The organism is Frankia sp. CpI1-P, assembly GCF_001421075.1.
Taxonomy (GTDB): Bacteria; Actinomycetota; Actinomycetes; order Frankiales; family Frankiaceae; genus Frankia; species Frankia torreyi.
In genome coordinates, this window is the sequence record NZ_LJJX01000024.1 from 30,110 (window position 1) to 53,625 (window position 23,516).

The window sequence follows — 23,516 nt, forward strand, 5'->3', positions numbered from 1 at the left end:
NCCGCGCCGCCGGAGGAGCCGCCGGGGGAGTGGTCCAGATCCCACGGGTTGCGGGTCACCCCGAACGCCGGGCCCTCGGTGAACGGCCACTGCCCGAACTCGGGCGTGTTCGTCTTGCCGACGATGACAGCCCCGGCGGCCTTCAACCGCCGCACCATCTCGCTGTCCCGAGCGGCCGGGGGGAACTCGCCCGCGGCACCGAACGCCGTCGGCAGACCGGCGATGTCCGTGTCGTCCTTGATCGCGATCGGCACGCCGAGCAGGGGGCGGTGCCGGTCGGCCGCCGGTCCGCCGGGGCCGTGGGCCGATCCGCCCCGGCCACCGGTCGACCCGGCGGCGAGCTCCACGTCGGCCGCCGCCGCCTCCGCGAGTGCCTCGCGTACCCGTACCCGGCGGAAGGCGTTGAGCGTGGACTGGGTTGCCTCGATCCGGTCCAGCGCGGCCTCGACGAGCTCGTGGGAGGTCACCTCGCCCCGCGCGAGGCGGGCTGCGAGGGCGGCGACGCCGTCCAGCGGGCCGTCCCGCTCCGGATCGACGAGCATCCCAGGCGCGTCCGACATCAGCCACCCCCCTGCCGCATCGGGCCTTGCTGCCCGCACCGTAACCGACCGCGGACCGCTCGCCCCGCCTCTCGCGCGATACCTCCCATTGTCCGCCGTCGTTACCGGTTTGNCAGAGGCATGGGGAAGGGAAGGGTTTAGTGCACGTCACGTGAGATTCGGGTCATATCGCGCGTTGTCGGACACGTGATGCGAGGGACGCCGTATCACGCACGCCACATCGTGTTATCAACATCGGGGACGGGGTACCGCCGACGGGAGAACGGATCGTGAACATCTCGCGGCGCTACCACGGGTATCCCGGTGGCCACCACCGGGTTGTCTCCCGCGGCCGCCGCGGCCCACCCGCCGGACCGCCCGACCGGATGGACCGCCCGACCGGATGGACCGCCCGCCGGTCGGCCGAACCATGGCCCGGTAAGGCGGCTCGACCCCTCTCGGGGCCGGCCGGGCCGCGCGGGCGGCGGCGACGGTGCGTCGACGCGGTAACTCGCCGCGCCGAGACCGCCAGGGCCGCGGGGATCCGCAGGCTGTCGAGATCGGAAGACCTCGAGACGAAGTAAGACGATGAGGGAGGAACCACCCGATGTCAGTGGACCCGAACGCGGCCACGCCGGACCCCGCGCCGATCACGCCGCCGAAAGGCGCGGCGCCGTCAGCCCCTGGCGGGGCCCGGCCGTCCTCGCCCGAGCCGGAACGGCCGACCAGCGCGCCCGCGCTGAACGGTCACAGCCCCGCCGCTGCGCCTTCCGCGGCCGCCACGCCTTCCCCCGCCGCCGCGCCTTCCCCCGCGTCCGATGGGGAGGGAGGATCCGGGCCGGGGGAGGCGTCGAGCACCCGGGAGCGGGTGGCGGTGGGCGCGGCCGAGGTGCGCGAGCGCGTCAGCGGCGCGGCCGCGACCCTCGCTCCGCACGTCGCCGCCGCAACCGAGCGGACCCGTGGCGCGGCGGAGAAGGCTGCTGGGACCGTGCGGGAGAAGGTCGCGGAGAACCCCCGGTTGGCCGCCGCGACGGAGCGGACGATCGGCGCTCGCGACCGGGCCGTCGGAACCGTCCGGGAGCGGCTCGCCCAGCACCCGCAGGTGAACGCCACGGCCGAGAAGACCCTCGCCACCAGCGGTAAGGCGGCCCGTTCCGCCGGGCAGCGGGCCCGGAACAACCCGCGGGCCACCGGTGGCGTGCTGGCCGGCACCGCGCTGGTGCTCCTGGTCCGCCGGGCCCGCCGGNGCCGCCGCCGCAGCGCCGACTGAGCACCGCCTGCCCGGGGTGGCTGGGTCGCCCCGTCCCTGCCCTCTTCCTCCGGTCTGTTCCCTCCGGACCGGAAAAGAGTGCGCATACCGGTGTTTATGCCGATCGGGTGCGGGGACACAGGACTCAACCACCTCGGCAGGGAGAATAAAATGGTCACATTCGTCGTCGTCATGATTCTGCTCGGTCTGGTCGCCGGCGCCGTCGCTCGCGTGGTGCTGCCCGGACCCGATCCGATCGGCATTCTCGGCACCATTGTCGTGGGCATCATCGGTTCTTTCGTCGGCGGTTTCCTGGGCTACGTCCTGTTCAACAAGGATGTCGGTGAGGGCGCGCTCCAGCCGTCCGGGATCATCGGCTCCATCATCGGTGCCATCCTGGTGCTGCTGATCTGGCGCAACGTCGGCGGCCACAGCAACAGCCGGTCGCGTGGTCGTAGCCGCCGCTACGCCCGTCGGTGACCGCACTGACCGTCGGTCACGGCGACACCCATCGGTGATCTCCGGGACTGCCGAGAAGCCGACGACCGCGAGGTCGGCCGGCGCGGGCCCAGCCCGCCCCGCGCCGACCTCGCCCGCCGACCTCGCCCGCCGACCTCGCCCGCCGACCTCGCCCGCCGACCTCGCCCCCGACGTCCCTCCCGCGCCAGTGCACAGCCATCCCGACTTCGCCGCCGGCCCCTNGGTCCCGGCGGCTTTTTGCTGTTCCGGGGCCGGCCGGCGCGGGTGACCCGACGCGCGCCTGGGCGCGTCGCGGGTGGACCGGGCGGGATCATCTCGGGATGGCCGGCGGTTTCACGCGCCCGGCAGGGCGAAGATCGCCGCAAGGTGGACCGGCTCCACGAACCTGCCGTCCGGGGAGGATGTGCGCAGCGCCTCGGTGATCTCCTTCTCGAAGGAAGCTCGCCGGTCTCCCAGGAGCCGCCCGATGGGGAAGGACGTCGAGTACAGATACTGATCTTTAATTCACCGGGTCGGACTGGAGCGGATCCCGCCCGGTTCCGGTTCCGCGGAATCCGAAAATGACCGTACCCCGTGGCCGTGGTGGTGATCACAGATCGTGACGGCGGCTGTGGGGTGTTCAGGGTGGATGCAGGGGAGAGCGCCTACCTGGTCGCTCTGGTGGGTTCCGCGTCCGATCTGTCCCTACACAAGGACCGGATGGCACCGTTCCCCTGCACACCCCTGCCCCCGGCCCCCCTCGCCGGCCACGCGACGTGAGCGTTGACCCGACCCGGACCCGGACCCGGACCGGACCGGACCGGCAAAGAACCGTGCGAACGCGACAGCGGCGACCGTGACGGTCGCGTCCCGGCAGCACACGAGGACAGCACCAGCACCAGCGGAAGCGCAGCCGAACCGTGCGCCCGCCCGGTGACGGAAGCGTGATGACCGTGGCGCGGTTCCGCGGAACACCTCGATCATCAGCCGAGGGCGGGTCGAGGGCGGGTCGAGGGCGGGTCAGGGGCGGGATTGTGCGCCGGCCGGCAGCCGTCCGCGGGCCGGTCTGGCACCATCCTGATCTGCCCGNAGGGCACGTCGCCGTCACCGGATCGACTGCGGAGCCATCATCATGATCCATCCACCGGCACCGCACGTTAAAGATCAGTAGCCGACGATCTGGTCAGCCGTCCACTTTCGCTCGAACTCGAAGACGATCCTTTCCACGTGCCGGAACGGGGATCGGCGCAGGACGCTCTCGTGGGACTCCGCGGGTGGCACGAAGACGCCGCTGCCGGCGCGACGCACGGTCCCGAGAAACCTCGCCTGGACCTCCTCGATCGCCCGCTGCCAGTCGGTGGCGGGCCGGACGAGGCAGTTGTCGTTGACGATGACGAGTCCGCCGCCCGGGGTGACGATGTCGGCGAGCGTTGCCAGAACACGGTCCCGGTCCATCCAGTGGAATGACCGGCCCATGGTGACGAGGCGAAACCGGCCGATTTCCGGGGGAAGGTTCTCTGCGCGCGCTTCCACCCATCTCGCGTTACGGACGTCCGCCAGGCTCGCCGCTCGTGCCGCCTCCGCGAGCATTTCGGGCTCGGGATCGACACCGAAAAGCCTGCGGGTAGCCAGGTCGGTGGCGAGCGTAGTACGCGGCGGTTCCAGTAAAAAGATCGCCGATCAGGCCGCCAACCTAGCGGCCGTCCGCGGGTACGTCTTNCCCTTCCACGAGGTTCCGCGGAAACCGCGCCACCGGCCCCGTGCCCGGCCCTGGCCCCGTGCCCGGGTCCGCGGTCGCCGGTGGTGGTGTCCGGTGGCAGCGGCTTACCGCGAGCAGATCACCGATCGTCTGCGTCCCTCCCGGGGCCGGGGTCGTCGCCGGGGTGGTCCGGGTCGGGCGTGTGGTCGGTGGTCTCACTGAAGTCGCGAGCCCGCTGGGCGGAGTCCGCGCTCGCGCCGGAGAACAGCCGCGCGTCGTCGGCGGCGTCGGCGCGCGGGGGCTGGGGGCCGTCCGGGGCGTCGCCGGCCTCACCCGGGCCGGTCGAGCCGTCGGGGGTGCGGGGCGTCGGGGGGAGATGACTGCCGTCGCCGTCCCTGGTGGACAGGGTGATCGTGGTGATCGGCTCCCAGCCGCGGCGGGCGCCGTCGCGCTTGCGGAGCCGGTCGCGGGGCATCCCGTCGCGGTCCTCCCGCTCGCGCACCAGGGTGCCGATGGCGCCCCCGTCGCGGTCGCCGGCTCCGTTCTGGTGGCTGTTGGCACCGTAAGGGCCGGCACCATTGTGCTGGTCTGCGCTGTACCGGCTGGCGTCGCGGCGGTCGTCGGTGAGGTGGCCAGGGTCGGCGAGGGGGCCGGAGCCTGGACCGGTGAGGTGGGCGGTGGCGTCGAACTCGATGCGGGTTCGCGGCAGTGCCCGGTGATGGTTGCGCTGCAGCCACAGCACGAGGGCCTCCCGCACGTGGCAGCGCAGATCGAAGGTGGTCGGGCCGTCCTTGCCGCTGACCAGCACCCGGATCCGGATGTGGTCGCCGACGGCGTCGGTCACCTGCAGCACGCAGACCCGCTGGTCCCACAGGTCGGTGGCCGCCAGGACCCGGTGCATCTCGGCGCGCATCTCCTCGAGCGGGACCTCCCAGTCGAGATCCAGCTCCACCGCGCCGAGCACGGCGGACTCCTTGCGGGTCCAGTTCTGGAACGGCGTCGTGGTGAAGTACGTCGACGGCAGGATCATCCGCCGGTCGTCCCAGATGTGGACGACGACGTAGGTCAGCGTGATCTCCTCGATCCGGCCCCACTCCTCCTCGACGACGACCACGTCGTCGACCCGGATGGCGTCGGTGAACGCGAGCTGCAGGCCCGCGAAGACGTTGGCCAGCGAGGTCTGGGCCGCCAGGCCCGCGACGATGCCGACGACGCCGGCGCTGGCGAAGATGCTGGCCCCGGCTACGCGCACGCTCGGGATCGTCATGAGCATCGACGCACCGGCGATGATCGAGATGATGGCGACGGTGATCCGCCGCATCAGCGTGACCTGGGTGCGCACCCGCCGGGCGTGCCGGTTGTCGACGACGTCCACCCGGTAGCGGGCGAGCGCGAGCTCCTCGAAGACGAACGCGAGGACGGCGACGCACCAACCGATCCCGGCGATCAGCAGGATGTCGCAGACGTGGATCGCCGGCTGCGTCCAGTCCTGTTCGTGGGTGGCGTTGAGGCCGATGAGCAGCGCGAGCAGGATCAGGGTCAGCCGGACGGGCCGCCGGCCGCGGTGCGCGAGATCGGCGACGATCTGGGAATGCCGGNCGATACGCAGCGCGACCCGGTGCAGCAGTATGGNGGCGGCCGCGGCGACGATGACCGCACCGACCAGGACCGTCANCACGGCGATCGTCGACTGCATGTTGGAGAAGGACAGATCGGGCGCGGCGCTTACACGCACAGGCAGGCTCCTCGTCCCTGGGGGGCATGGTTCCCCGGGTGCCCTGCCCCTGATCCGGCGGCTCATGAAGTGATCCGCGCCATAGTCAGGCGGAGGTGTTAACCGCCCGAGGGCATTCGCGTCGGTCCAGGCACCCCGGGATACCACTTCGAGGTAACGGATCGCGGATCGTGTGCGGCTGTGTGCGCTGCGGACGATGATGGAGGCGGAGCGCACGGATCACACGGATCGTGGACGCGATGGAGCCAGGCCGGCGACCGCGCCGGCGGACGGCGCCGGGCCGCGCCACGCTCACCGGAGGCGGGCATGGGTTCCTTCCCGACCATCATCAGGCAGGTACAGGAAAAGGATCTGGCGGCCCTCGCCGCGCTGGATGAGATGATCTTCGGCCATCTTGCCTATCCCTACTTCGTCCTGAGACAGATCTTCGACGTGCACCGCGGCGAACTGCTCGTGCTGGAACAGGCGGGCGGGATGCGCGGGTACTCCGTCGCGGTCCGCTCGACGACCCGCGGCCTGGCCTGGTTCCTGGGGCTGGGGGTCGAACCGGACAGTCGGGGTCGGGGTTTCGGCCGGCGGCTCGCCGACGCCTCTCTCGACCGCCTGCGTGCGCAGGGTCTCGATCGCGTCCGGCTCACCGTGGACGGCGAGAACGCCGCCGCGGTGCGTCTCTACCGCCGGCTGGGCTTCGTGCGGCTCGGCGAGATCGCCGACTACCTCGGTCCCGACGAACCCCGCCAACTCCTGGAACTGGCGCTCAACCCCGTGGACCGGGACAGGCACACGGCACCCGCGGTGGGAGGTCAACGCGACCCACTCGATCCGCGAGCCGAGAAGTTCCGGAGCAATGCAGAACCGATAGCCGAGTAAGTCGCCCGGCAGATCGCTACCGATAGTCGCGCGGAGCGCGCCCGCCGCCCGCCGTGAGCAGTGCGGCATAGGTGTGGGGTTGACCGGAGCTGGGGGTGGTTGTGGTTGTCGCCCGCGCAATCGGGAAAAATATCCTCCTGATCGGATCCGGGCATCGTGGCCGACCTCGCGTGCTGGTGTGTCGGTCGCCGTCGCGTCCGTTCGGAGTGGGACCGTCCGACCGTGGGATGTGACGGGGAGCAGGTATGTCCGCCACCGGCGCGAACTGGGCGGGTCGCCACCCCGTCAACCTTCGGACCTTTTCGGCCGNGCTCGTTCGGCCGTGCTCGGTATTTGATAGCTTGAATCCAAGAGGTGTATATCATGTCGGAGCCGCAGATGGCCCAGGTCGATTCCCGTCACCGGCTCGGTACTCGGCCGACCGGTCGCGGCGCCGGCGGGGAGGCGCTTGAGCGGCTGCCCGCCTCCGTCGGTGCGCCGCGTAACGCCGACTTCCCCTGGGACGAGTTCGACACGGCCTCCTACCTGCGCCACAACTATCGCAGCCTCCGTTCGGACGACCGGCAGATCCTCGAACTGGTCCGGGACTTCTTCGCGGACTCGCTGCCGGNCGGCGGGGNCCGCGGGCTCGACGTGGGATCCGGACCGAACCTGTACCCGGCGCTGGCCATGCTGCCGTTGTGTCGCACGATCACGCTGTTTGAGCCGTCCGCCAGCAACGTGGCCTGGTTGCGGGACGAGATCGGCGACTACGGGCGCTCGTGGGATCCGTTCTGGGAGTTGCTGTGTGAACGGTCGCGCTACCAGGAGGTGGGCGATCCGCGCCAGGCGCTCGCCGACCGCGTGTCGGTGCAGCAGGGCAGCGTGTTCAAGCTGCCCAGGCGCGGGTGGGACGTCGGCACCATGTTCTTCGTCGCCGAGTCCATCTCGGAGCGACCGGAGGAGTTCGAGGACGCGGTGCGGCGGTTCGTCGGGGCATTGCGGGTAGGCGCCCCGTTCGCCGCGGCCTTCATGGAGAACTCGGACGGATACGACGTCGGCGGACGCCGCTTTCCGGCCGTCGCCGTCGAGGAGGGCTACATCCGGAGGATTCTCGAGACGGCGGCCACCGACCTGCGACTGGAGCGGATCGGCATCGGCAGCGACGTCCTGCGGGCCGGGTACACCGGGATGATCGTAGCCTGCGGCCGGGTGCGTGCCGCATGAGCCGGGGCCGGCGGTCCCGGGACCGGAGGTGAATGGTGCGCATCCGACCTCGGCAGTCGCTTCTCGAGCTGTGGCGGGCGACGGTCGACTATTCCTACCGCGACGGGGTGTGGACACCCGCCGGGCGGGCCGAGCCGAATTCGACCAGTGATGCCGAGCAACTGCTGTGCCTGATGTATCCGGCCTCCCAGATCGCCGCCTTCAAACTCGACCGGCCGGACGAGACGGCCCGGGACCTGCGTGAGGCACTCGCCCAGCTCGGGGACGCGGTCGAGATTCCGCGTCGGCTGATCATGGCGATGCGCGCCTACATGGAGCGGTACACGGCCGGCGCCAACACGCCGGTCTTCGCGGGCGGCAGCTACCTGGAGCCGCGGGTGGAAGGCGAACTACTCACCCCGGAGCAGCGGCGGCTGGATGTCGTCGACTCCTTCTCGATGTCCATCACTCTTTCGCTGGCCACGCTGGGCTTTCTCAACGTGTTCGAGAAGGTCGTGCGGCGCCCGGCGCTGCTGGCCCAGATCGCCGAGCTGGAGGAGATGGCCAGCCGTCGGCTCACGGCGGCGATGGTCGGTCTGCTGCGCAGCTTCACGGTGCACTCGTTCGCGCCGGACTCGCCCGCGGGCCGCGTGCTGTGCCAGACGGTCAACCAGCGCGGACTGCCGCCCAAGAAGATCGTCGCCGAGCTGCACGAGGCGCTCGCCCAGGTCCGCGCGGGCCTCGCCGAGGTCACCCTCGGTTCCGGCGGCGCCGAGGAGCTCGACAACGAGGAGCATCTGTTCGAGTGCGGCTGGTCCTGGGGGATCATCAGGGACGCGCCGGAGGTGCCCACCGCGGAGCCGCTGGACCAGCCGGTCGGTGTCGCCGTCCGGCGACCGTTCCTGTACTTCACGGTCGTCGCGCTCGACGGCATCCTCGATCTGTTCTCCGAACGGACCCGCATCCTCGACCTGCTGACCGAGGAGCAGCAGGGGTTCATGCGCGCCCTGCAGATCCGCTGGGACCTGACCCAGCAGTACTGGTCCATCCTCGCCGGGTTCGGCGGGGAGCGTTGGCCGCTGGAGGACATCCCCTGGCGGACGACCGACGGGCGTGAGTCGGACTACTACAGCCTGCTCGTCACCTCCGTCACGGTCGAGGCGCTCGTCCAACGCCGGGCCGTCGACCTCGACCTGGCCCGGGTGGGCCGGGTGCTCGAGGAGCTGTCGGCCCGGGGCCGCGTCACGCGCCGCGCGCTCGAGGAGGACNCGGCGGTCGAGATGCACGTCCCGGGGGTGCGGCTGAACCTCTACGGCGCCGAGGACCTCCCCTCCGGACAGCGGGGCCCCGAGGTCGTCTGGCCGGTGGCCGACTTCGCCACGGCCCTGCTGAAGCGGACCATCCGCGTCGCCTCGCTCGCGGGCGGGACGGAGCTGCGGGATCGGCTGCTGCGCCTGACGGACGACGTCTGGGACCATCTGCATCTGCGCCGGCTGACCAGCGGCCCCGCGGCCGGGCTCTGGGACGACGCGAGCGCCGCCTTCCCGCAGCTCAAGCCGGAGGATCAGGCACCCTCGTGGTACCTCACCGAGCGGGTGATGGAGTGNCTCGTGGTCGCGGCCACCATGATCAACGAGGCGCCGCTGCGCAACGACCGACTGATGGTCATGGCCCAGGATCTCGCCATCGAGGCCGATCACCTCTACAGCCAGGAACTGCTGCGCGGCGCCACGGACGCGGGCCCCGTGGGCAGGCGGCTCGACCACCTGGGTCGGCGTCTCGAACGGGCCCGCGCCGTCGCCGACAGCAGGCCCGGGACGGCGATCGCGATCCTGTTCGAGGTGCTGGGCGAGCTCGACGAGCTCGTCGCGGCGCGCCGATCCAGGCAGGGCGATCCCGAATGATCCTGTTCGCGACCTCGGACAAGGGCGGCACCGGTCGATCGGTGACGAGCTGCAACGTGGCGCTGCGCTGCGCGTTGCAGGGCAGCGACGTCTGCTATCTCGACTTCGACTTCGGCTCGCCGACCGCGGGCGCGATCCTGCATGTGGACTCGGCCACCCGCGGCATCACCGGCGGCCGCGGCCTGCACAGCTATCTGGAGGGCTCGGTCGCCGCACCGGCCGAGCTCGATCTGTGGCGGCACATCGAACGGGCCGAGCTGCGGCCCCGGCCGGCGGGCGCGGGACGGCTGGTGCTGCTGCCCGGAGACGAGGGCGGCGGCGAGTTCCCGACCGACGACGAGATGACGGACCGATGCCAGCGGCTGCTGCGGCGCCTGGCGGAGGAGTTCGAACTCGTCATCGTCGATCTCAGCGCCGGGCGTTCCTACGCGCTGCAGCTCGTCCTCGAGGTCACCGCACGGCCCGCCCTGCAGGCGGTCGTCACCCGCTGGCTGGTCTTCCACCGCTGGACCCGGCAGCACATCGTCGCGGCTGCGGGCCTCGCCTACGGTGAGCACGGCATCGTGGACACCGGCGCGGCCAAGGGGCATCACCGAGACCGGCTGCACGACTCCGTCCGGTTCGTCCGTACCGCCGTTCCCGACCCTGATTCGTCGCAGTTCGCCGGTCTGCTGCCCACCCAGGCGGCATGGTTGCAGGAGACCGATGCGGAGCTGCAGAAGCTCGCCGCGCGACGACGGATCGGGCGCAGCGTCCTGCTCGGCTCGGTCCCGCTGGATCCCGTCCTGCNGTGGCGTGAACAGCTCATCCTCGACAGTGATGTCTGGACGCTGCGGATCGCGAACCCGGAGACCAGCACGGCCCTCGACGACCTCGCCAAGAACGTCCTGGACGACGAGTCCTGGGAAGGGCTGTGACGGGCGTGGGGCGTGACGGGCGTGGGGCGTGACGGGCGTGGGGGCGTGACGGGCGTGGAGGTTGTCGTCGGGGAGACGAGCGCCACCGATCGGACGGTGGAGATACCCCTGTCCCACCTGTCCGTCGAACTCGGCCACCTGTACATGGAGGAACTGGTCGACGGCAGCGTCGACCTGCCCGCCTACTTCGGCCGGATAGCGACGTGGACCGGCCCGGACCAGTTGGCGGACCTCGCCCGCGTCCCGCGGTCCCGGCTGCGGGCGAGCACCTGCGTCCTCGTCGACGACTACGCCGCCGCGCCGCTCGGGCCCGACGTCGTGGTGCCCCGGCTGATCGCGGCCGCCCNCTGCGCGGGACTGACCATCGACTACATCGCGCGTGAATCGGGCTGCGCCGCGCCGATGGACGGTGCCGCTGCGCTGGCCGGGCCCCGGCCGGCCGCCTCCCTCGCCGATCTGGTCGAGGGTCTGATCGTGGCCGACCCGGCGGCGGGCTTCAACGGCAACCGGCCGCCCGTGCACGAGAACGGCTGGCTGTGCAACGGCGTCCGATCGCCGGCCGGGGGCGCCCGGCAGGCCATGCGGGCACCCGTGGCCTGGCAGCCGCCGGTGGAGAACCGGGCGCACCGGCATTCGATCTTCCTCGACGTGGAGATCTGGCGGGAGCAGGGGGCCGGCCGGCGGTGGTCGTGCCCGTTCCTCGCCACCGTGTGGCAGCTTCTCCGACTCGGCCAGCTACGCGTCCTCGGTCGACCCGCCGCGACCCCGGTCGGCATCGATCCGGACGACCTGCCGGCCACTTGGGCGCAGTTCCCGACGATCGCCNAGTTACCGGGCCACGCGGCCCCGTTTACCGCGTACCGCACCCTGTCCGTGCTCGACGGCCGGTTCCTCCCCGTCGAGCACGCGGTCCGGATGACCCTCGGCCAGGTCGCCGTCGACCCGATCGTGGCCGAACAGACCCTGCGCCGGGCCGGGCGGGAGAACGTGCCGCTGCCGGCGGAGCTGCCCGACCGGGTCGGCCATGTCTTCCTCGGCGGATGAGATGGCGGATGAGAGAGCGGAGGGGGCCATCCCGCCCGCCGGCGTCGCCCACGACGGGTCGCGTGTTCTCGTGGGCGAGGTGCGCACAGGCCTGCTCGCCCAGTCCCGGGCGCTCACGGAGCCGGAGGCCACGGCGGTCGTGGCCCTGCGGCCCGGGTCCCAGGTGCGGGTCTCGGCGCGGCCCGTGCCCCACTGCGTCTCGCCGGACCTGACCCTTGGGGTGCACTGCCCCGTGCCCAGTGCCTCCGGGGCCCGCCGCGACGGCCTCGGCACGGTGCTCAGCCGAGCCTCGGTGACCAGCGGCCGGCTGGTGCAGGCCAGCACCCACGTCCGGATCGTCCTGGGCGGTGCGCGGCCGGCCGGGCGCCGCCGGCCCTGGGCCTACCATCTCGCCCACCCCGGGACGATCGAGGTGGGTGGCCGGCTGTCCGCCGACGACCTGGCCGACGGCTTCCTGCTGACCGAGACCGGCGACGGGCCCGGGACCACCCTCGATCTGGGGGCGGTCTGCGGCCGGCTGCTCGACCAGGTGCAGGAAAGCCCGATTCTCGACCAGAAGCCTCCTTTTCGGGCGCGGCGGACGCGGTTCAGGTTCGCGCTCCTCCCGTGCGGCCATCCCGCGGTCGGCGAATCGGCCTGGAGTTCAGGATCCGCCGCCGCCGACACCACTTCTGGCCGTTCACCGGCGTCCGGTCACGTCTGCCGCATCGGATTCGTCGTCGCGGACGAAACCGTACGCACACTGCGTATTCATGGATCCGGGCTGGACCTTGTGAGCATCGTCGGACTATGCGAGGATCTCGCTCTCCACGATTGGCTTCTCACCACAGTCCAGCATGTCGTCGCCGGCAGCCGGGTTCGGGCAGGCGGAGGAGGTCGGTTGCCATCACAGTTGACGCCGGTAATAGATCATCTGCTGCATGTGTGGATGCCAGGCGCGCGGATCGGCGAGGAGCTGCTTCCGGTCTGGACAGGTCTGGAACAACGGCTCGGCTTCTCCCGTCAGTGGGAAAGTCTGGTCGGCTGGATCCGCGATCAGCTTGCTCTCTCGCTCCTCGCCAGCCTGGGCGATGGAGCCCGCTAGGTTCGGGGGAACCGTGAACGACCAGATCCGGGTCGGTACGACATCCGAGGTGTTGCGGAAGTCGACGATCAGCGTCCTCACCGGCGGTCTCACCTGGGTGATCGCCAATCTGACCGGGCAGCAGAAGGAATGGGCACTGCTGTTCTCCGCCTTCGTCGGGTCCGTCGTCCTCATCGTGCAGTTCCTCGTCGACTTCGAGCGACGCATCAAGCTGGTCGAAACCTCGATCGCGGCGCATCATTCAAGCATGGAATCCATCGTGCAGCGCCGTTTCGCCGAGATCAGCGAGATTACTGAGCTGTTCAGTCTGGTCGAGACGTCGGCGATGCGCACCGATGTCGTCGTCCAGTTCCTTCGAAACGCGGTCGCGATCGGGGAGTCACCGCGGCTGCGCTACGAATTTGCCCATGCGGAGATCCATCGGATGTCCGAGTTCCTGCGGGAACTGGAGAGCGGGACCGCGACCTACTTCGGCGAGGACCGGGACTGGCTGCTCGGCCTGACCCGGGAGGCCAGCACATCCATCGACGCCATCAGCCTGCCCTCGGTCGACGGCGGCGTGCACGGCTTCGCCGACGGTTTCTGGGAGAGCGACCTCGGTCATCGCTACCTGGAATGTCAGCGCGAGGCGGCCGAACGACGTGGCGTGCGGATCCGGCGCATCCTCGTGCTGGAGCGGGAGAACGTGCTGGCCGAGGAGAACCTGCACAGCCTGTGCTCCCGCCATTCCAACCACGGCATCGAGGTGCGCACCCTGCACCCGGAGTCGATCCCGCTGCGTGCCAGCCGCGCCCTGCTCGACTTCATCGTCTTCGACGACGTCATCGGATACGAGGTCACGCCCGGAGCCCATGCGGGCACCGCCATGCCGCCGACGATCGTCAACACCCGACTCGTGCTGCGGGCGGACGTCGTGCAGGCCCACCGGCTCCATTTCGACGAGCTGTGGAAGGTCGCCGAACCGTTCGACCCATCCGCCCCGCGAGCCGCCTGAGCCGGCGTCAGCGCTCGCGCGGAGGCAGGAAGCGGTACATCACGTACAGGTCGACGTTGCCGAGCCAGGGGTGGCGGTACGCGGCGGGCAGCGTGCCGACCTGGCGGAACGCCAGCGACCGCCACAGCGAGACCAGCTTCGGGTTGGCGGCGACGACGTGCACCTGCAGTGCCTGGTAGCCCAGGTCCGTGGCGTAGTCGATCATCTCTTCGGCGGCCTGGCGGCTGACGCTCTCCCAGTGACCGCCGGCACGCCCACGGGTGGGGGATGCCGGGCCACCGTAGGGCCCGTGATCCTCGTACGGACCGGCGCCGGCGCGAGGCCCCCCCTGGTCGACCCGCTTCGGATCGACCAGCAGCATCGCCTGCGCCACGTGGTTGCCGAGGCCCGGCAGGCTCGGCGTCAGCAGCGCGGTCGCCACGACGGCCACCGCGCCCGGGAGCCCGTCCGCCGCCTCGTCCGCCTCGGCCTCTTCCTCGATCTCCTCCATGACCAGCACCTCGGCCGGCGGCGGGAGCATCCAGACGGCTCGAGCGGTCTCCTCACCGGTGTCCGGCTCCCAGGGGCAGGTTTCGCCCTCGATCACGACGGCCCGCCAGATTGGCCAGATCCTGTCCCAGTCCTCCTCGGACGCCCGCCGTATGCGCACCTGTCCGATCCTGCCCGTTCACCGCATCGCGCGGGTAACGGCGTTGCGACACTGACGGGCGGGTCAGCCGCGAGGGACGTCCCGCCAGGGCTTGCCGGTGTCGACGCGGACGTCGCCGGGCAGCCGGAGCACCCNTTCGCCCAGCACGTTGCGCAGGATCTGCGATGTCCCGCCCTCGATCGTGTTGGCCCGGGCCCGCAGGAATCGGCGCTGCAGGCTGTCGGCGGGGTCGTCGTAGGAGTCGTAGAGGGTGCCCTCCGGGCCGAGCACGTCCATGCAGAAGTCGTAGATCTTCTGGTTGAGTTCGGCGCCGACGAGCTTGCCGATGGACGCCTCCGGTCCGGGCGGTCCGGCGGTGCGGGCGACCCGGGCACGCTCCCCGGTGAGCCGGTAGGCCTCGGCCTGCGTCCACAGATCGGCCAGCCGCAGCCGCAGCGCCGGGCTGTGCAGGTCGGGCCGGTCCCGCCACAGCTCCAGCGCGTCGGCGATCGTGCCGGAGCCGCGGCCGAGCGCGGAGTCGCCGATCGCGGAGCGCTCGTTCATCAGCGTGGTCATCGCGACGTTCCAGCCCTGGCCGACGTCGCCCAGGCGGTGGGCGTCCGGGACGCGCACGCCGGTCAGGTAGACCTCGTTGAACTCGGCCTGGCCGGTGGCCTGCCGCAGCGGCCGGACCTCGACGCCGGGGGCGTGCATGTCGACGATGAAGTACGTCAGCCCGCGGTGCTTGGGCAGGTCCGGGTCGGTCCGGGCCAGCAGCAGCGCCCAGCTCGCCAGGTGCGCGAGGCTCGTCCACACCTTCTGCCCGTCGACGACCCAGTCGTCGCCGTCGCGCACCGCGCGGGTCGACAGTCCGGCGAGGTCGGAGCCTGCGCCCGGCTCGCTGAACAACTGGGCCCACATCTGCTCGCCGGTGTACAGCGGGCGCAGCAGCCTCGCCCGGAGTTCCTCGTCGGCGTGGCCGTGCAGGGTCGGGCCGGCCATGCCGACGCCGATCGGGTTGTTCAGGAACGGGTCGGGCCGCCCGCCGGCGGCCAGGATCGCGTCGGCGACCGCCTGCAGCCCGGCGGGCAGGCCGAGGCCGCCGAAGCCGACGGGGAAGTGCACCCAGGCCAGGCCCGCGTCGTAGCAGGCGCCGAGGTACTCCGCCGTCGTCGCGGTGGCCGGGTCGAGGCCGGCGACCACCCCGTGGGCGGCCCGCTCGACGCGCGTCCGGTCGTCCTGCGAAGCCCCCGCCGCAGCCAGGGCGTCGGCCGTCTCGGCGCTCATCGCCGTCTCCCGCCTGTCGTCGTCACGTCGTGCCGTAGGTCGCTGGTGCCTGCGTGGATTGCCGGTGCCTGCGTGGGCCGTGGGTTGCGCCGGCCGGGCTAGTGGCCGTCGGCGTCGTCAAGGACGAGCTGGGCCAGCCGCTCCTGGTGCGCCTCGGCGCCACCGAACAGGGCCGCGTCGGTATAGGCGCGCTTGANGTACAGGTGCGCGGGATGCTCCCAGGTGAAGCCGATCCCGCCGTGCACCTGCACGGCCATCGCCGCGACCTGCGTGAACGCCGTCGAGCACACCGACTGCGCGAGGCTCGCCGCGATCCGCGGGTCGTCGGTGCCCTCGTCGAGCGCCCATGCCCCGTGGTAGGCCACCGAACGGGCCTGCTCGACCAGCACCAGCATGTCGGCACACAGGTGCTTGACCGCCTGGAACGACCCGATCGGCCGGCCGAACTGCAGCCGGGTCCTGGCGTACTCGACGGAGAGATCAAGCAGGTACTGGGCGGCGCCGACCTGCTCGGCGGCCAGCAGCACGGCGGCGGTCTCCGCGGTGGTGGCGAGGACGGCCGCGGCCTCCGGCGCCGCGGCGAGCAGCCGGGCCGGGACGTCGTTGAAGCTGACGGTGGCCTGCCGGCGGGTGAGGTCCATCGTCGCCGCGGACTGCCGGACCAGGCCGGTGGCGTCGGCGCTCACCGCGAACAGCCCGACGGCGTCCCCGTCTCCGTCGCCGTCCCCGTCGGTGCCCGCGCCCGCGCCGCCGATCGTCGCGGCGACCAGCAGCAGGTCCGCCGCGGCGCCGTCCAGCACGTGCGCGACCGAACCACGCAGCGTGTACCCGGCGGTCGCGGTGCCGCCCGGCGAGGGGGTTCCGTCCGGCGAGGGGGTGCCGTCCGAGGCGGAGGCGCCGCTGTGGCGGGCGGTGGCGGTCACGGTGACGGCGGCCGGGTCGAACCCGCCCCGGTGCAGCGGCGCCGCCAGCGCGGCAGTGGTTCGGCCCGCGACGAGCCCCGGCAGCAGTTCCGCTCGGGCCGCCTTGTCGCTCAGGCCCCCCAGCACCGTGGCACCGAGGATGATCGAACCGAGCAGCGGCCCGCACACGAGCGCCCGGCCCAACTCCTCGATCACCACCGCCTGGGAGACCAGCCCGTCGCCGACGCCGTCGTACTCCTCGTCCGTGGCGAGGCCGAGCACACCGAGTTCCTCGCCGAGCCGGGACCAGACGGCGGGATCGTGGCCGAGCGGCGACGCCATCAGCCGCCGGACCTCCTCCTGCGGACTGACCTGCGCGGCGAACGCGCGTACCGTCCGGCGCAGCTCGACCTGCTCAGCGGACCAGGCGAACTCCGAGCTCATGGGCCACTCCCCGCATGGACGACAGGACACCTCGGATGCCGACGCGACCCCGCCACCGATCCTGCGATCGCCTCCGCGCCCACCGTGCACCCGACCGGCCCCCGACCCTTCGGCGGGGCCCGGAGCCGACGGACGGTCGGGCACCAGGATGACGTGCGGAGTGTGAGCTATGCCGCATCTCGCCATCCGACCTAAACAGGTCGTCCAGACCGCAGTCAACAAGTGCGCGAGATCATCGACTGGGTCCGGTCACCTGTGGATTGATCCTCCGTTGAGGAGAGGTGTCGCCCCGCGGCCGCCGCACCCCGTGGCAGTTACCCGGATGACGCGCTCGACCACGGAATGCTGTCGGAGGTCCAGGCTGTCGGGCCGGATCGACGGTAGGACGACCGACTCGCCCGTTCTACGGCGCCGTTGTCGGTGGGCTGACTGCCGGCCCGTACGCTGCAGTCTGACCGTCGGCCNCGCGGGTCGTCGAACGGGACGGGAGCGAGCAGCGCATGATCGACCGGGACGAGGCGTTCGAGTCGGCTCTGCCCGATCTGTCCGAGATCGATCTTGCCGATCTCGCCGATCTCGGTGATTTCGGCGACCTCGGCGACCGCTCCCATCCGCGGCTGCGCGACGCCCTGGCGAGGCTCCGCCAGGAGGCCGTGCGCCCCGCCGACGCCATGTCCGGCTTCACCTCGAGCATCCGGCCCGGCAGCGGTCCCTGACCGTACGGGCTCGTTCCGCTACGGTGGGGGCGGATCGATCTCAAGGTCCACCCGCTCGCCGTCGCGTGCTCGAACACTGACCGGATGGTTGGCGCCGAGTCCCGCCTCAAGATTTTCGAGAATGTCCACCTGCAGACCCCGGGTCAAGGTCGCCGGGTCGGTTCTCGAGAGGCTGGTGGCATGGTTGAGGGACGCAATCATGGTGAGGGGATGGCTGTCGCCGAGCTTCGCCCGCAGGCCGGCCTCGACCTCCTGATCGAGTCCTTGGGCGAGGATGAAGTTGTTCGTGTCGTAGTAGCAGTTGGCCAGATTTTCCAGGCAGTAGAAGATGAACGGGTGATCCTGGGGTAGTGACGTCCTCAGCAATTCGACGGTCTGTTTCGCGAGTTGGGTGGCGGCGGCCGCGCTCCCTTCCGACCGGAGGGCCGTGATCAACGCGTTCGCGGCGGCGAGAGTGTAGAGACTGTCCGGTCCGAGCCGACCGCGGGCGCGCCGGAATGTAGCCTCCGCCAGGCTGCGGGCCGCTGAGGTCTCCCTGGCCAGGCACAGGTCGAAGACCAGGCTGACGGCCGTCGCCAGCGCCTCCGGATGGTCCTGTCCTACCAGGTTGTCAATCTTGCCGAGCGTGTAGGCCGACTCCTGACGAGCGCGGTCGCTCTGGCCGCACCACCGCATGGAGATCGCGCGGTTCCGCAACGATCTGAGGGTGTCGGCATGACCCTCGCCCAGGTCCTCGCGGCAGCGTTCCACGGTTTCCTCCAGGAGCGTGAGCGATTCCTGGTAGTGGCCGCACTCGCGGAGATCGCGGGCATGGTTGTCCGCGAGCTGCAGGGTGTAGACGGCTTTCTTGCTGTTCAGCCGAAGCGCCCGTTCATAGATGTCTCGGCTCATGTCGAGGGCGGTGGCAAAATCACCCACGAAGCGNAGGGAAACCGCGAGATTGTTGGCACTCAGGATCCCGTCGGGGTGATCGAGCCAGCCGCGCATCCGGCACCGCTCGTAGGTCTCCTCGTCGAGCGTGCGGGCATCCTGGTACCTGCGGATCCGGCGGAGGTCGCCGCCCAGCGCCATCGCCGCCCGCAGCGTGAGGGGAGCATCCGGCCCGAGAACGCGTTGTAGCCGTTCCCGGGCCGACTGGTCCAGCTGGCGGGCCCGTTCCGGCTCGTCCAGGTCCCGCAGGCTGTCAGCGAGATTCAGGGTGAGTTCCAAGGTCCGCTGGTCGTTCTCGCCCAGGCTGNCGTTCCAGGCGCGCAACGTGTCGTCGGCGAGGTCCCGGCAGCCGCTGTGGTCACGCTGCATGTACAGGCTGCGGACGATGTTGAGGACCAGCTTGGAGACGTCCCGTGAGGTGGAATCGGCGGCTCCCGCCGGCCCGAGATGGGGGCGTAGCAAGGCATAGCGAGGCCAGGTATGCGGCTCGTCGGGATCGCCGGGATCCGCCGCCGCCAGCAACGCCTGCACCCGCTGACGGACGCCCGCCTGCTGGTCCGGAGAGAAGTCGTCGCGGATCGCCGCCTGCACGAGCCGGTGCATCTCCAGGCTCTGATCCCGCTCGTCGACCCGGGCCAGCGCGTGCTCGGTCATGTTTCGGACGGCGGTGGCCAGCGTGAGTGGATCCCGGAACTCCTGGTCCCGGGGGTCCTCCAGGCCGCGCAGTTGCTCACCGGCGAAGAGCCGCAGGCTGATCGGTTCCGGGCCGAAGAAGGCACACAGCTCGGCGAGCCGCGCCGCGAGGGGGGCCTGCGTGCGTAGCCGGTCGACGGACAGCAGCCAGGTCCGGGCGATGGGGCCCGGATAGCTGGGAATCTCGCCCTTCAGCAGCAGTGGACCGGGACTGCTGTCGAGGAGCTGCAGGTAGCTCTCGGCGCTCATCCCGGTCTCGGCATGCCAGGCGGCCGCATGCTCGAGGGCCAGCGGCAGGTGGCCCAGCGCGTCGGCGAGCCTGGTCGCGACCTCCACCGCCAGCGTCGGAGCTCGACGGCGCAGCAGGGCGACGCTCTCTTCCTGACCAAAAACCCCGATCTCCATCCGTTCCTGACGGCCCTGCCAGCGCTGGTTACGGGAGGTGATAAGCACATGCCCCGGCCCGAGGGGAATCAGCGGGGTGATGTCGTCCGGGCTGTCGGCGTTGTCGAAGACGAGCAGCCATCGCCGGTACGGATCGCCGCGGCGCAGGGCGTTCAACACGTCGTCGACCGGCTCGTGCCGCGGGCGGGCCGGCAACCCGAGCTGCCGGGCGAGGGCCGCCAGCCCACTGCGCAGCAGCGTGGACTGGTCACAGCGGATCCAGCAGACCAGATCGTACGAAGTCGCGAAGCGGTGTACGTACTCCGTGGCGAGCTGGGTCTTGCCCACGCCGCCGAGGCCCTGCAACACCTGGGTGTGGGCCGGGACGGTGCCGACGCCGACGAAACGGTTCCGAAGCTCGGTGAGGAGCTCCTTCCGGCCCACGAACGCGAGGTTGCGGGCGGGCACTCCCGCCCAGACCTGCGGTGGGTCGCCGGGGAAGCGGACCGCGGTGTCCGCGCCGGTCNTGGTGCGCAGGGGTGCGGTACGGCGGTCGGGCCGCCCCACCGCGGCGAGCAGCGCCCGCCGCGCGGTGGTCTCGCTCAGGCCGGCGAGGTCGGTGTAGTCCTGCTCGCCGAACTGGGCGGGGAGCGGAAACTCCTCGATACGTACGGGCAGGAACAGGCGGGCGAGGCCATTCGGATCGCGGGCGGTCGCCTGACGCCAGCGCTCCTGCCCGGAGGAGCGGAGATAGGCCCGGGACAGGACGGCCACCGTCCGGGAGCCTCCGCCGGGTGCGGTTGCGGCCGGGCCATCGCCGGTCCAGCCTGGTGGCACGCCGGTGGTCGTCTCCAGTGTCACGGCGAAGCCGACCGCCGCCAGCTCCACGGCGATCCAGTCGGCCCAGGTGCGATCCTCGGCGGCATAGTTGACGAGGATCTCCGTCGGGATGGGGATCTGGGTGCGTTCGAACAGCGCGAGAATGCGTCGGCGCTCCCGCTCGTCCTGCGGGGCAAGAGCGCTTACCTTGCCGTCGGAAAGACAGGACGCGAGCCGCTCGTACGCCGCCAGCAACGTCCCCTCCTGCTGGGGGCGGTCACCGAAGACGGCCAGGATCTCCTCGTACGCGTAGTAGGGCTTGTACGGTATCTCGACATCACCCCAGTAGCGTTCCCGCCCGCGGCCGTCCATNCCGTGCAGGAAGGTGTCGAAGGTCGCTCGGGCGAGGTCGCGGCCCAGCTCCAGCTTCTTCTGTTCGCCGTCCTCGACCCGCATCGGAACCGGGAGGATACGGATTCTATGGGCATCGTCCGCCCCGTCGATCGATNGAGCGGCGGCAGCCGCCCCCTCGATGCTCTGCGTGCTGAGGGTGAAGCAGTTGACGACGATGTCGGGTAGCTGGACGGTGCAGATCCCGGCGGTGTCACTCAGCCCGGTCCGGCTGTCGACGAGTATCCACTCATAGGACGCGCGCATGTTCCTGGCAACGGCGTCGATGAAGTCTGCGCCGCCGTGCGCATCGTAGAAGGTGCTCCAGTCGAAGGTGCTCAGGCGCTGGGAGTACNCCGGATCGTGGCGGCCGGAACAGACGAAGTCGATCGTTCCGTCGTCCGGAAATATCGTGTCCAGTGATTCCGCGTAGGGTGTGATCGCGGTGGCGCGCTCGAACCAGTCCTCGTCACCGGGGACCGGTGGGGACATCACCGTTGCGGTGAAATCCCAGATCATGTCCATCACGCCACGGGTCGAGCGCAGCTCGGGGTCGTGGAGAAAAGGGTGAAAGTATCGCTGCAGACCGGGCGCCTCCAGATCCCAGTCCACGACGAGGACGCGCCGGCCGTTGCTGGCGAGCAACCAGGCGATGTTGGCCAGCGCCATCGAGCGGCCCGTTCCGCCCTTGTACGAGTAGAACGTGACGATGGTGCCCGGCGGTGTTCCTGCCACCGAACCTCCTACGGGCTCTGGAGGAACGGTCGGCGGCGGGGCTGGGCGTCACGGGTACGCAACGATGCATGAGAGGAGAAGATGCGAGCCTGCAGGTCTGCGAGCACCTGGACGAGGGTCCTCCCGAACTCGTCGTGTGAGCTGACGTTCATGCGAAGGAAGTCGTCCTGCCGAAGCACGTTGTTGCGCAGTGCCTGGGCCAGGCTGGCCCTCAGCTCGGCGGCGTTCTCGATCGTCTCGGCATCGTGCGGATTCCAGGGTACCAGGACACCCGTGGTGGGCTCGTTTCGTCCGTCATACTCGATGAGCGCGGTATGAAAGGGCTCCAGCATCGCGGTCCACACATCGATGATGAAGACGACGACCTCGTTGCGTTCCTTGGAGGTCTCGAGCAACCCGCCGATGCCGGTGTGCAGCTTGACGATGTTCGAGACCATGTCCTGGCTCGCGGCGACGGACTGCGCCAGAACGCAGACCCGCTGGCGGAAGTGCGGGTGAAACGGCGTCCACTCATCGAACTGACCGCCGTAGTAGTCCAGCCGCCGGCGCAGTGCCGCCAGCTCGTTCGCCGAGGTCACGGCGAGGACGAAGGTAACCCGTTTGGGACCGCCGCCGGGATCGCCGACGGCCGCGCGGGCCGCCGACGCGGCCATCCGGTGGGGAGCGCCGGGCTTCTGGGAAGCCCAGGCGTTGCCGGCCGATCCGTCGGCCGTGGATGCGGGTGCGGTGAACTCCTGCGCGCGCGGCGAGTCCGGCTCCTGTGGGGTGGCCAGCTCGGTGCCGCGAGCCAGGCCCGGTGACGGTTCCCGCCCTGCGGGCGGCTCACGTCCCGGTGATGGCTCACGTCCCGGTGATGGTTCAGGCCCTGAGGACGGTTGAGGTCGTGGGGGTGGCTCGGCTCGACCTTCCGTCGGTGGCGCCGTACTCGTCCGCTCGCGGCCGGTCAGGATGACCACACCGTTGCCTTCGGTGGGCCGGGGTGCGGAGGCGGACGAGTGGGCCGCGATCTCCGCCGGCTCGAAAGCGTTGCGGACCGCATCGAAGTCGGGGACGGCTGCCATGGACGGGAGGGGGGACTCTTCGGCCAGAAATATGATCCGGTTGGCCAGCGCCACCAGGAACTCCTGGTACTCGTCATAGTTCCGCTTCAGTTGCAGGAGATATCGCAGGCCGTGTGTGGCGTAGCCCTCCCCGAGATCCCTATGACTGTACTGCAACCCGGAGAGGATTGCGGGCGTTGGCCGCAATGGCGTCCAGATCACGGGGAGCAACGCCGGCGGGCGGATCGCCCCGTTGGCTTCCTGTGCCCGGAGCCGGTCGTCGAAGACCTGCCACTCCCGGCCACAGTTTTCGCTGGCGAAGAGGCTGCGTGAGCAGATCGCCACGAAGGTCCGGCATCGCCGGAGGGCGTCGCTCAGCTCATTCGGCCAGGCCGCACCCGGCCGGATGTTCGAGGTGTCGAGAAAGCCGACGTCATCCAGGCTGGGATGGCCGCAGCGGGCCCGGACCTCCCGTCGAAGATCCAGAAAGAATCTGTTGAGAAACGGGCCGTCCTTGATGTCAAGCCGCGCGTAACTGAGGAAGAAGTACAACGGAAGCGCAGTCATCGGGCCGGGGGACGTCCGAAGCGGCGGGCGCTGGCGTGGGCCTGGGTCGCCCACCGGATTCGGGCCGCGATGNGGCCCGGTGCGGGTGGGCGTTCTCGGCCGGCTATCTGGCACTGTGTCGACTGGCTGACCCATGACCCACGGACGATCTCCCCCGGTTCCACTGGTCCCCTCGTTTCCTACCTGACCGGCACCGCACCCGCCGGTCCAGCCGGTGTCGGGTATCGATGAGTGAGAAGAGAGTCTACGTCGTGGGAGGTGGCAGGAGACCTGGCACCGGTACGCCGGAAACCAGGTAAGTA

The 23,516-nt window shown here is 70.6% G+C and carries 15 protein-coding genes and 15 pseudogenes; 16 read left to right on the plus strand and 14 right to left on the minus strand.

All coding sequences use genetic code 11. From position 1 onward, the window contains the following. Position 1 precedes the first annotated feature (1 nt). A pseudogene (locus FF86_RS50485) lies at positions 2-560 on the minus strand (amidase family protein); the annotation flags it as partial. A 586-nt stretch (positions 561-1,146) separates the two neighbouring features. On the opposite strand from FF86_RS50485, the gene FF86_RS16860 reads away from it, so the two are divergent. From FF86_RS16860 to FF86_RS62600, 3 genes are all read left to right on the plus strand, one after another. After that, on the plus strand, positions 1,147-1,785 hold a 639-nt coding region (locus FF86_RS16860), incomplete at its 3' end, for a hypothetical protein (protein WP_242418913.1). 174 nt (positions 1,786-1,959) lie between these two features. Continuing rightward, positions 1,960-2,268 (plus strand): GlsB/YeaQ/YmgE family stress response membrane protein, encoded by a 309-nt coding sequence (locus FF86_RS16865; protein WP_044885693.1) that lies wholly within the window; start codon positions 1,960-1,962, stop codon positions 2,266-2,268. Between the two features lie 624 nt (positions 2,269-2,892). Then, a complete protein-coding gene (locus tag FF86_RS62600; protein WP_255355822.1) occupies positions 2,893-3,027 on the plus strand; it encodes a hypothetical protein in 135 nt (44 codons plus the stop codon). Positions 3,028-3,411: 384 nt separating this feature from the next. Here the strand turns inward: FF86_RS62600 and FF86_RS32110 are convergent, their stop codons facing one another. Both FF86_RS32110 and FF86_RS16875 read right to left on the minus strand, forming a co-directional pair. Continuing rightward, on the minus strand, positions 3,412-3,837 hold the full coding sequence (locus tag FF86_RS32110; protein WP_236706443.1) for a trans-aconitate 2-methyltransferase: 426 nt from the start codon (positions 3,835-3,837) through the stop codon (positions 3,412-3,414). A gap of 248 nt (positions 3,838-4,085) precedes the next feature. Beyond that, positions 4,086-5,544: mechanosensitive ion channel family protein (locus FF86_RS16875; protein ID WP_242418914.1), on the minus strand; the 1,459-nt coding region annotated here is incomplete at its 5' end. A gap of 443 nt (positions 5,545-5,987) precedes the next feature. Here FF86_RS16875 and FF86_RS16880 point away from each other — a divergent pair. The 13 genes and pseudogenes from FF86_RS16880 to FF86_RS16910 all read left to right on the plus strand — a co-directional run bounded on the left by FF86_RS16880 (position 5,988) and on the right by FF86_RS16910 (position 13,679). Continuing rightward, entirely contained in the window at positions 5,988-6,551 is a 564-nt protein-coding gene (locus tag FF86_RS16880) for an N-acetyltransferase (protein WP_242418915.1), read from the plus strand. A 378-nt stretch (positions 6,552-6,929) separates the two neighbouring features. Continuing rightward, positions 6,930-7,161: pseudogene (locus FF86_RS50490) on the plus strand (hypothetical protein); the annotation flags it as partial. A 10-nt stretch (positions 7,162-7,171) separates the two neighbouring features. Then, a partial coding sequence (locus tag FF86_RS16885; RefSeq protein WP_242418916.1) for an SCO2525 family SAM-dependent methyltransferase occupies positions 7,172-7,757 on the plus strand: 586 nt, incomplete at its 5' end. 35 nt (positions 7,758-7,792) lie between these two features. Then, positions 7,793-9,004: SCO2524 family protein (locus FF86_RS16890; protein WP_242418917.1), on the plus strand; the 1,212-nt coding region annotated here is incomplete at its 3' end. A gap of 1 nt (position 9,005) precedes the next feature. Continuing rightward, positions 9,006-9,342 (plus strand): annotated as a pseudogene (locus FF86_RS50495) (hypothetical protein); the annotation flags it as partial. Position 9,343: 1 nt separating this feature from the next. Then, positions 9,344-9,640: pseudogene (locus FF86_RS50500) on the plus strand (hypothetical protein); the annotation flags it as partial. Further along, positions 9,637-10,429: SCO2523 family variant P-loop protein (locus FF86_RS50505; RefSeq protein WP_242418918.1), on the plus strand; the 793-nt coding region annotated here is incomplete at its 3' end. The pseudogene FF86_RS50500 and the gene FF86_RS50505, both read left to right, overlap by 4 nt. A 1-nt stretch (position 10,430) precedes the next feature. Further along, positions 10,431-10,557 (plus strand): annotated as a pseudogene (locus FF86_RS50510) (ParA family protein); the annotation flags it as partial. Between the two features lie 54 nt (positions 10,558-10,611). Continuing rightward, positions 10,612-10,903 (plus strand): annotated as a pseudogene (locus FF86_RS50515) (hypothetical protein); the annotation flags it as partial. Position 10,904: 1 nt separating this feature from the next. Beyond that, a pseudogene (locus FF86_RS50520) lies at positions 10,905-11,382 on the plus strand (SCO2522 family protein); the annotation flags it as partial. Position 11,383: 1 nt separating this feature from the next. Then, positions 11,384-11,601 (plus strand): annotated as a pseudogene (locus FF86_RS50525) (hypothetical protein); the annotation flags it as partial. Between the two features lies 1 nt (position 11,602). After that, positions 11,603-12,685 carry an SCO2521 family protein gene (locus FF86_RS16905; RefSeq protein WP_044885696.1) on the plus strand — a complete coding sequence of 361 codons (1,083 nt, stop codon included), beginning with the start codon at positions 11,603-11,605 and terminating at the stop codon, positions 12,683-12,685. A 13-nt stretch (positions 12,686-12,698) separates the two neighbouring features. Further along, positions 12,699-13,679 (plus strand): hypothetical protein, encoded by a 981-nt coding sequence (locus FF86_RS16910; RefSeq protein ID WP_052681136.1) that lies wholly within the window; start codon positions 12,699-12,701, stop codon positions 13,677-13,679. 7 nt (positions 13,680-13,686) lie between these two features. Here FF86_RS16910 and FF86_RS16915 read toward each other — a convergent pair whose 3' ends face one another. The 11 genes and pseudogenes from FF86_RS16915 to FF86_RS16940 form a co-directional block, all read right to left on the minus strand. Then, positions 13,687-14,328, minus strand: coding sequence for a GNAT family N-acetyltransferase (locus tag FF86_RS16915; RefSeq protein WP_044885698.1), 642 nt, complete (start codon positions 14,326-14,328; stop codon positions 13,687-13,689). 135 nt (positions 14,329-14,463) lie between these two features. Next, positions 14,464-15,594 (minus strand): annotated as a pseudogene (locus FF86_RS16920) (acyl-CoA dehydrogenase family protein); the annotation flags it as partial. Between the two features lie 98 nt (positions 15,595-15,692). Beyond that, a partial coding sequence (locus FF86_RS62605) for a hypothetical protein (RefSeq protein ID WP_255355825.1) occupies positions 15,693-15,790 on the minus strand: 98 nt, incomplete at its 5' end. A 1-nt stretch (position 15,791) separates the two neighbouring features. After that, positions 15,792-17,126 (minus strand): annotated as a pseudogene (locus FF86_RS16925) (acyl-CoA dehydrogenase family protein); the annotation flags it as partial. A gap of 548 nt (positions 17,127-17,674) precedes the next feature. Continuing rightward, a partial coding sequence (locus FF86_RS50530; RefSeq protein ID WP_242418919.1) for a tetratricopeptide repeat protein occupies positions 17,675-18,580 on the minus strand: 906 nt, incomplete at its 5' end. A 1-nt stretch (position 18,581) separates the two neighbouring features. Continuing rightward, a pseudogene (locus FF86_RS50535) lies at positions 18,582-18,893 on the minus strand (tetratricopeptide repeat protein); the annotation flags it as partial. 1 nt (position 18,894) lies between these two features. After that, a pseudogene (gene fxsT, locus FF86_RS50540) lies at positions 18,895-20,131 on the minus strand (FxSxx-COOH system tetratricopeptide repeat protein); the annotation flags it as partial. 59 nt (positions 20,132-20,190) lie between these two features. Then, positions 20,191-20,854, minus strand: a pseudogene (locus FF86_RS50545) (toll/interleukin-1 receptor domain-containing protein); the annotation flags it as partial. A 137-nt stretch (positions 20,855-20,991) separates the two neighbouring features. Continuing rightward, positions 20,992-21,227: pseudogene (locus FF86_RS66765) on the minus strand (hypothetical protein); the annotation flags it as partial. 1 nt (position 21,228) lies between these two features. Next, positions 21,229-21,607: pseudogene (locus tag FF86_RS50550) on the minus strand (AAA family ATPase); the annotation flags it as partial. Between the two features lie 8 nt (positions 21,608-21,615). Continuing rightward, on the minus strand, positions 21,616-23,214 hold the full coding sequence (locus FF86_RS16940; protein ID WP_052681138.1) for a TIR-like protein FxsC: 1,599 nt from the start codon (positions 23,212-23,214) through the stop codon (positions 21,616-21,618). Positions 23,215-23,516: the final 302 nt, after the last annotated feature.

Coding starts and splice junctions, on each gene's coding strand:
- FF86_RS16865 (WP_044885693.1), top strand. CDS start 1,960: ATGGTCACATTCGTCGTCGTCATGATTCTGCTCGGTCTGGTCGCCGGC.
- FF86_RS32110 (WP_236706443.1), bottom strand. CDS start 3,837: ATGCTCGCGGAGGCGGCACGAGCGGCGAGCCTGGCGGACGTCCGTAAC.
- FF86_RS16880 (WP_242418915.1), top strand. CDS start 5,988: ATGGGTTCCTTCCCGACCATCATCAGGCAGGTACAGGAAAAGGATCTG.
- FF86_RS16905 (WP_044885696.1), top strand. CDS start 11,603: ATGGCGGATGAGAGAGCGGAGGGGGCCATCCCGCCCGCCGGCGTCGCC.
- FF86_RS16940 (WP_052681138.1), bottom strand. CDS start 23,214: ATGACTGCGCTTCCGTTGTACTTCTTCCTCAGTTACGCGCGGCTTGAC.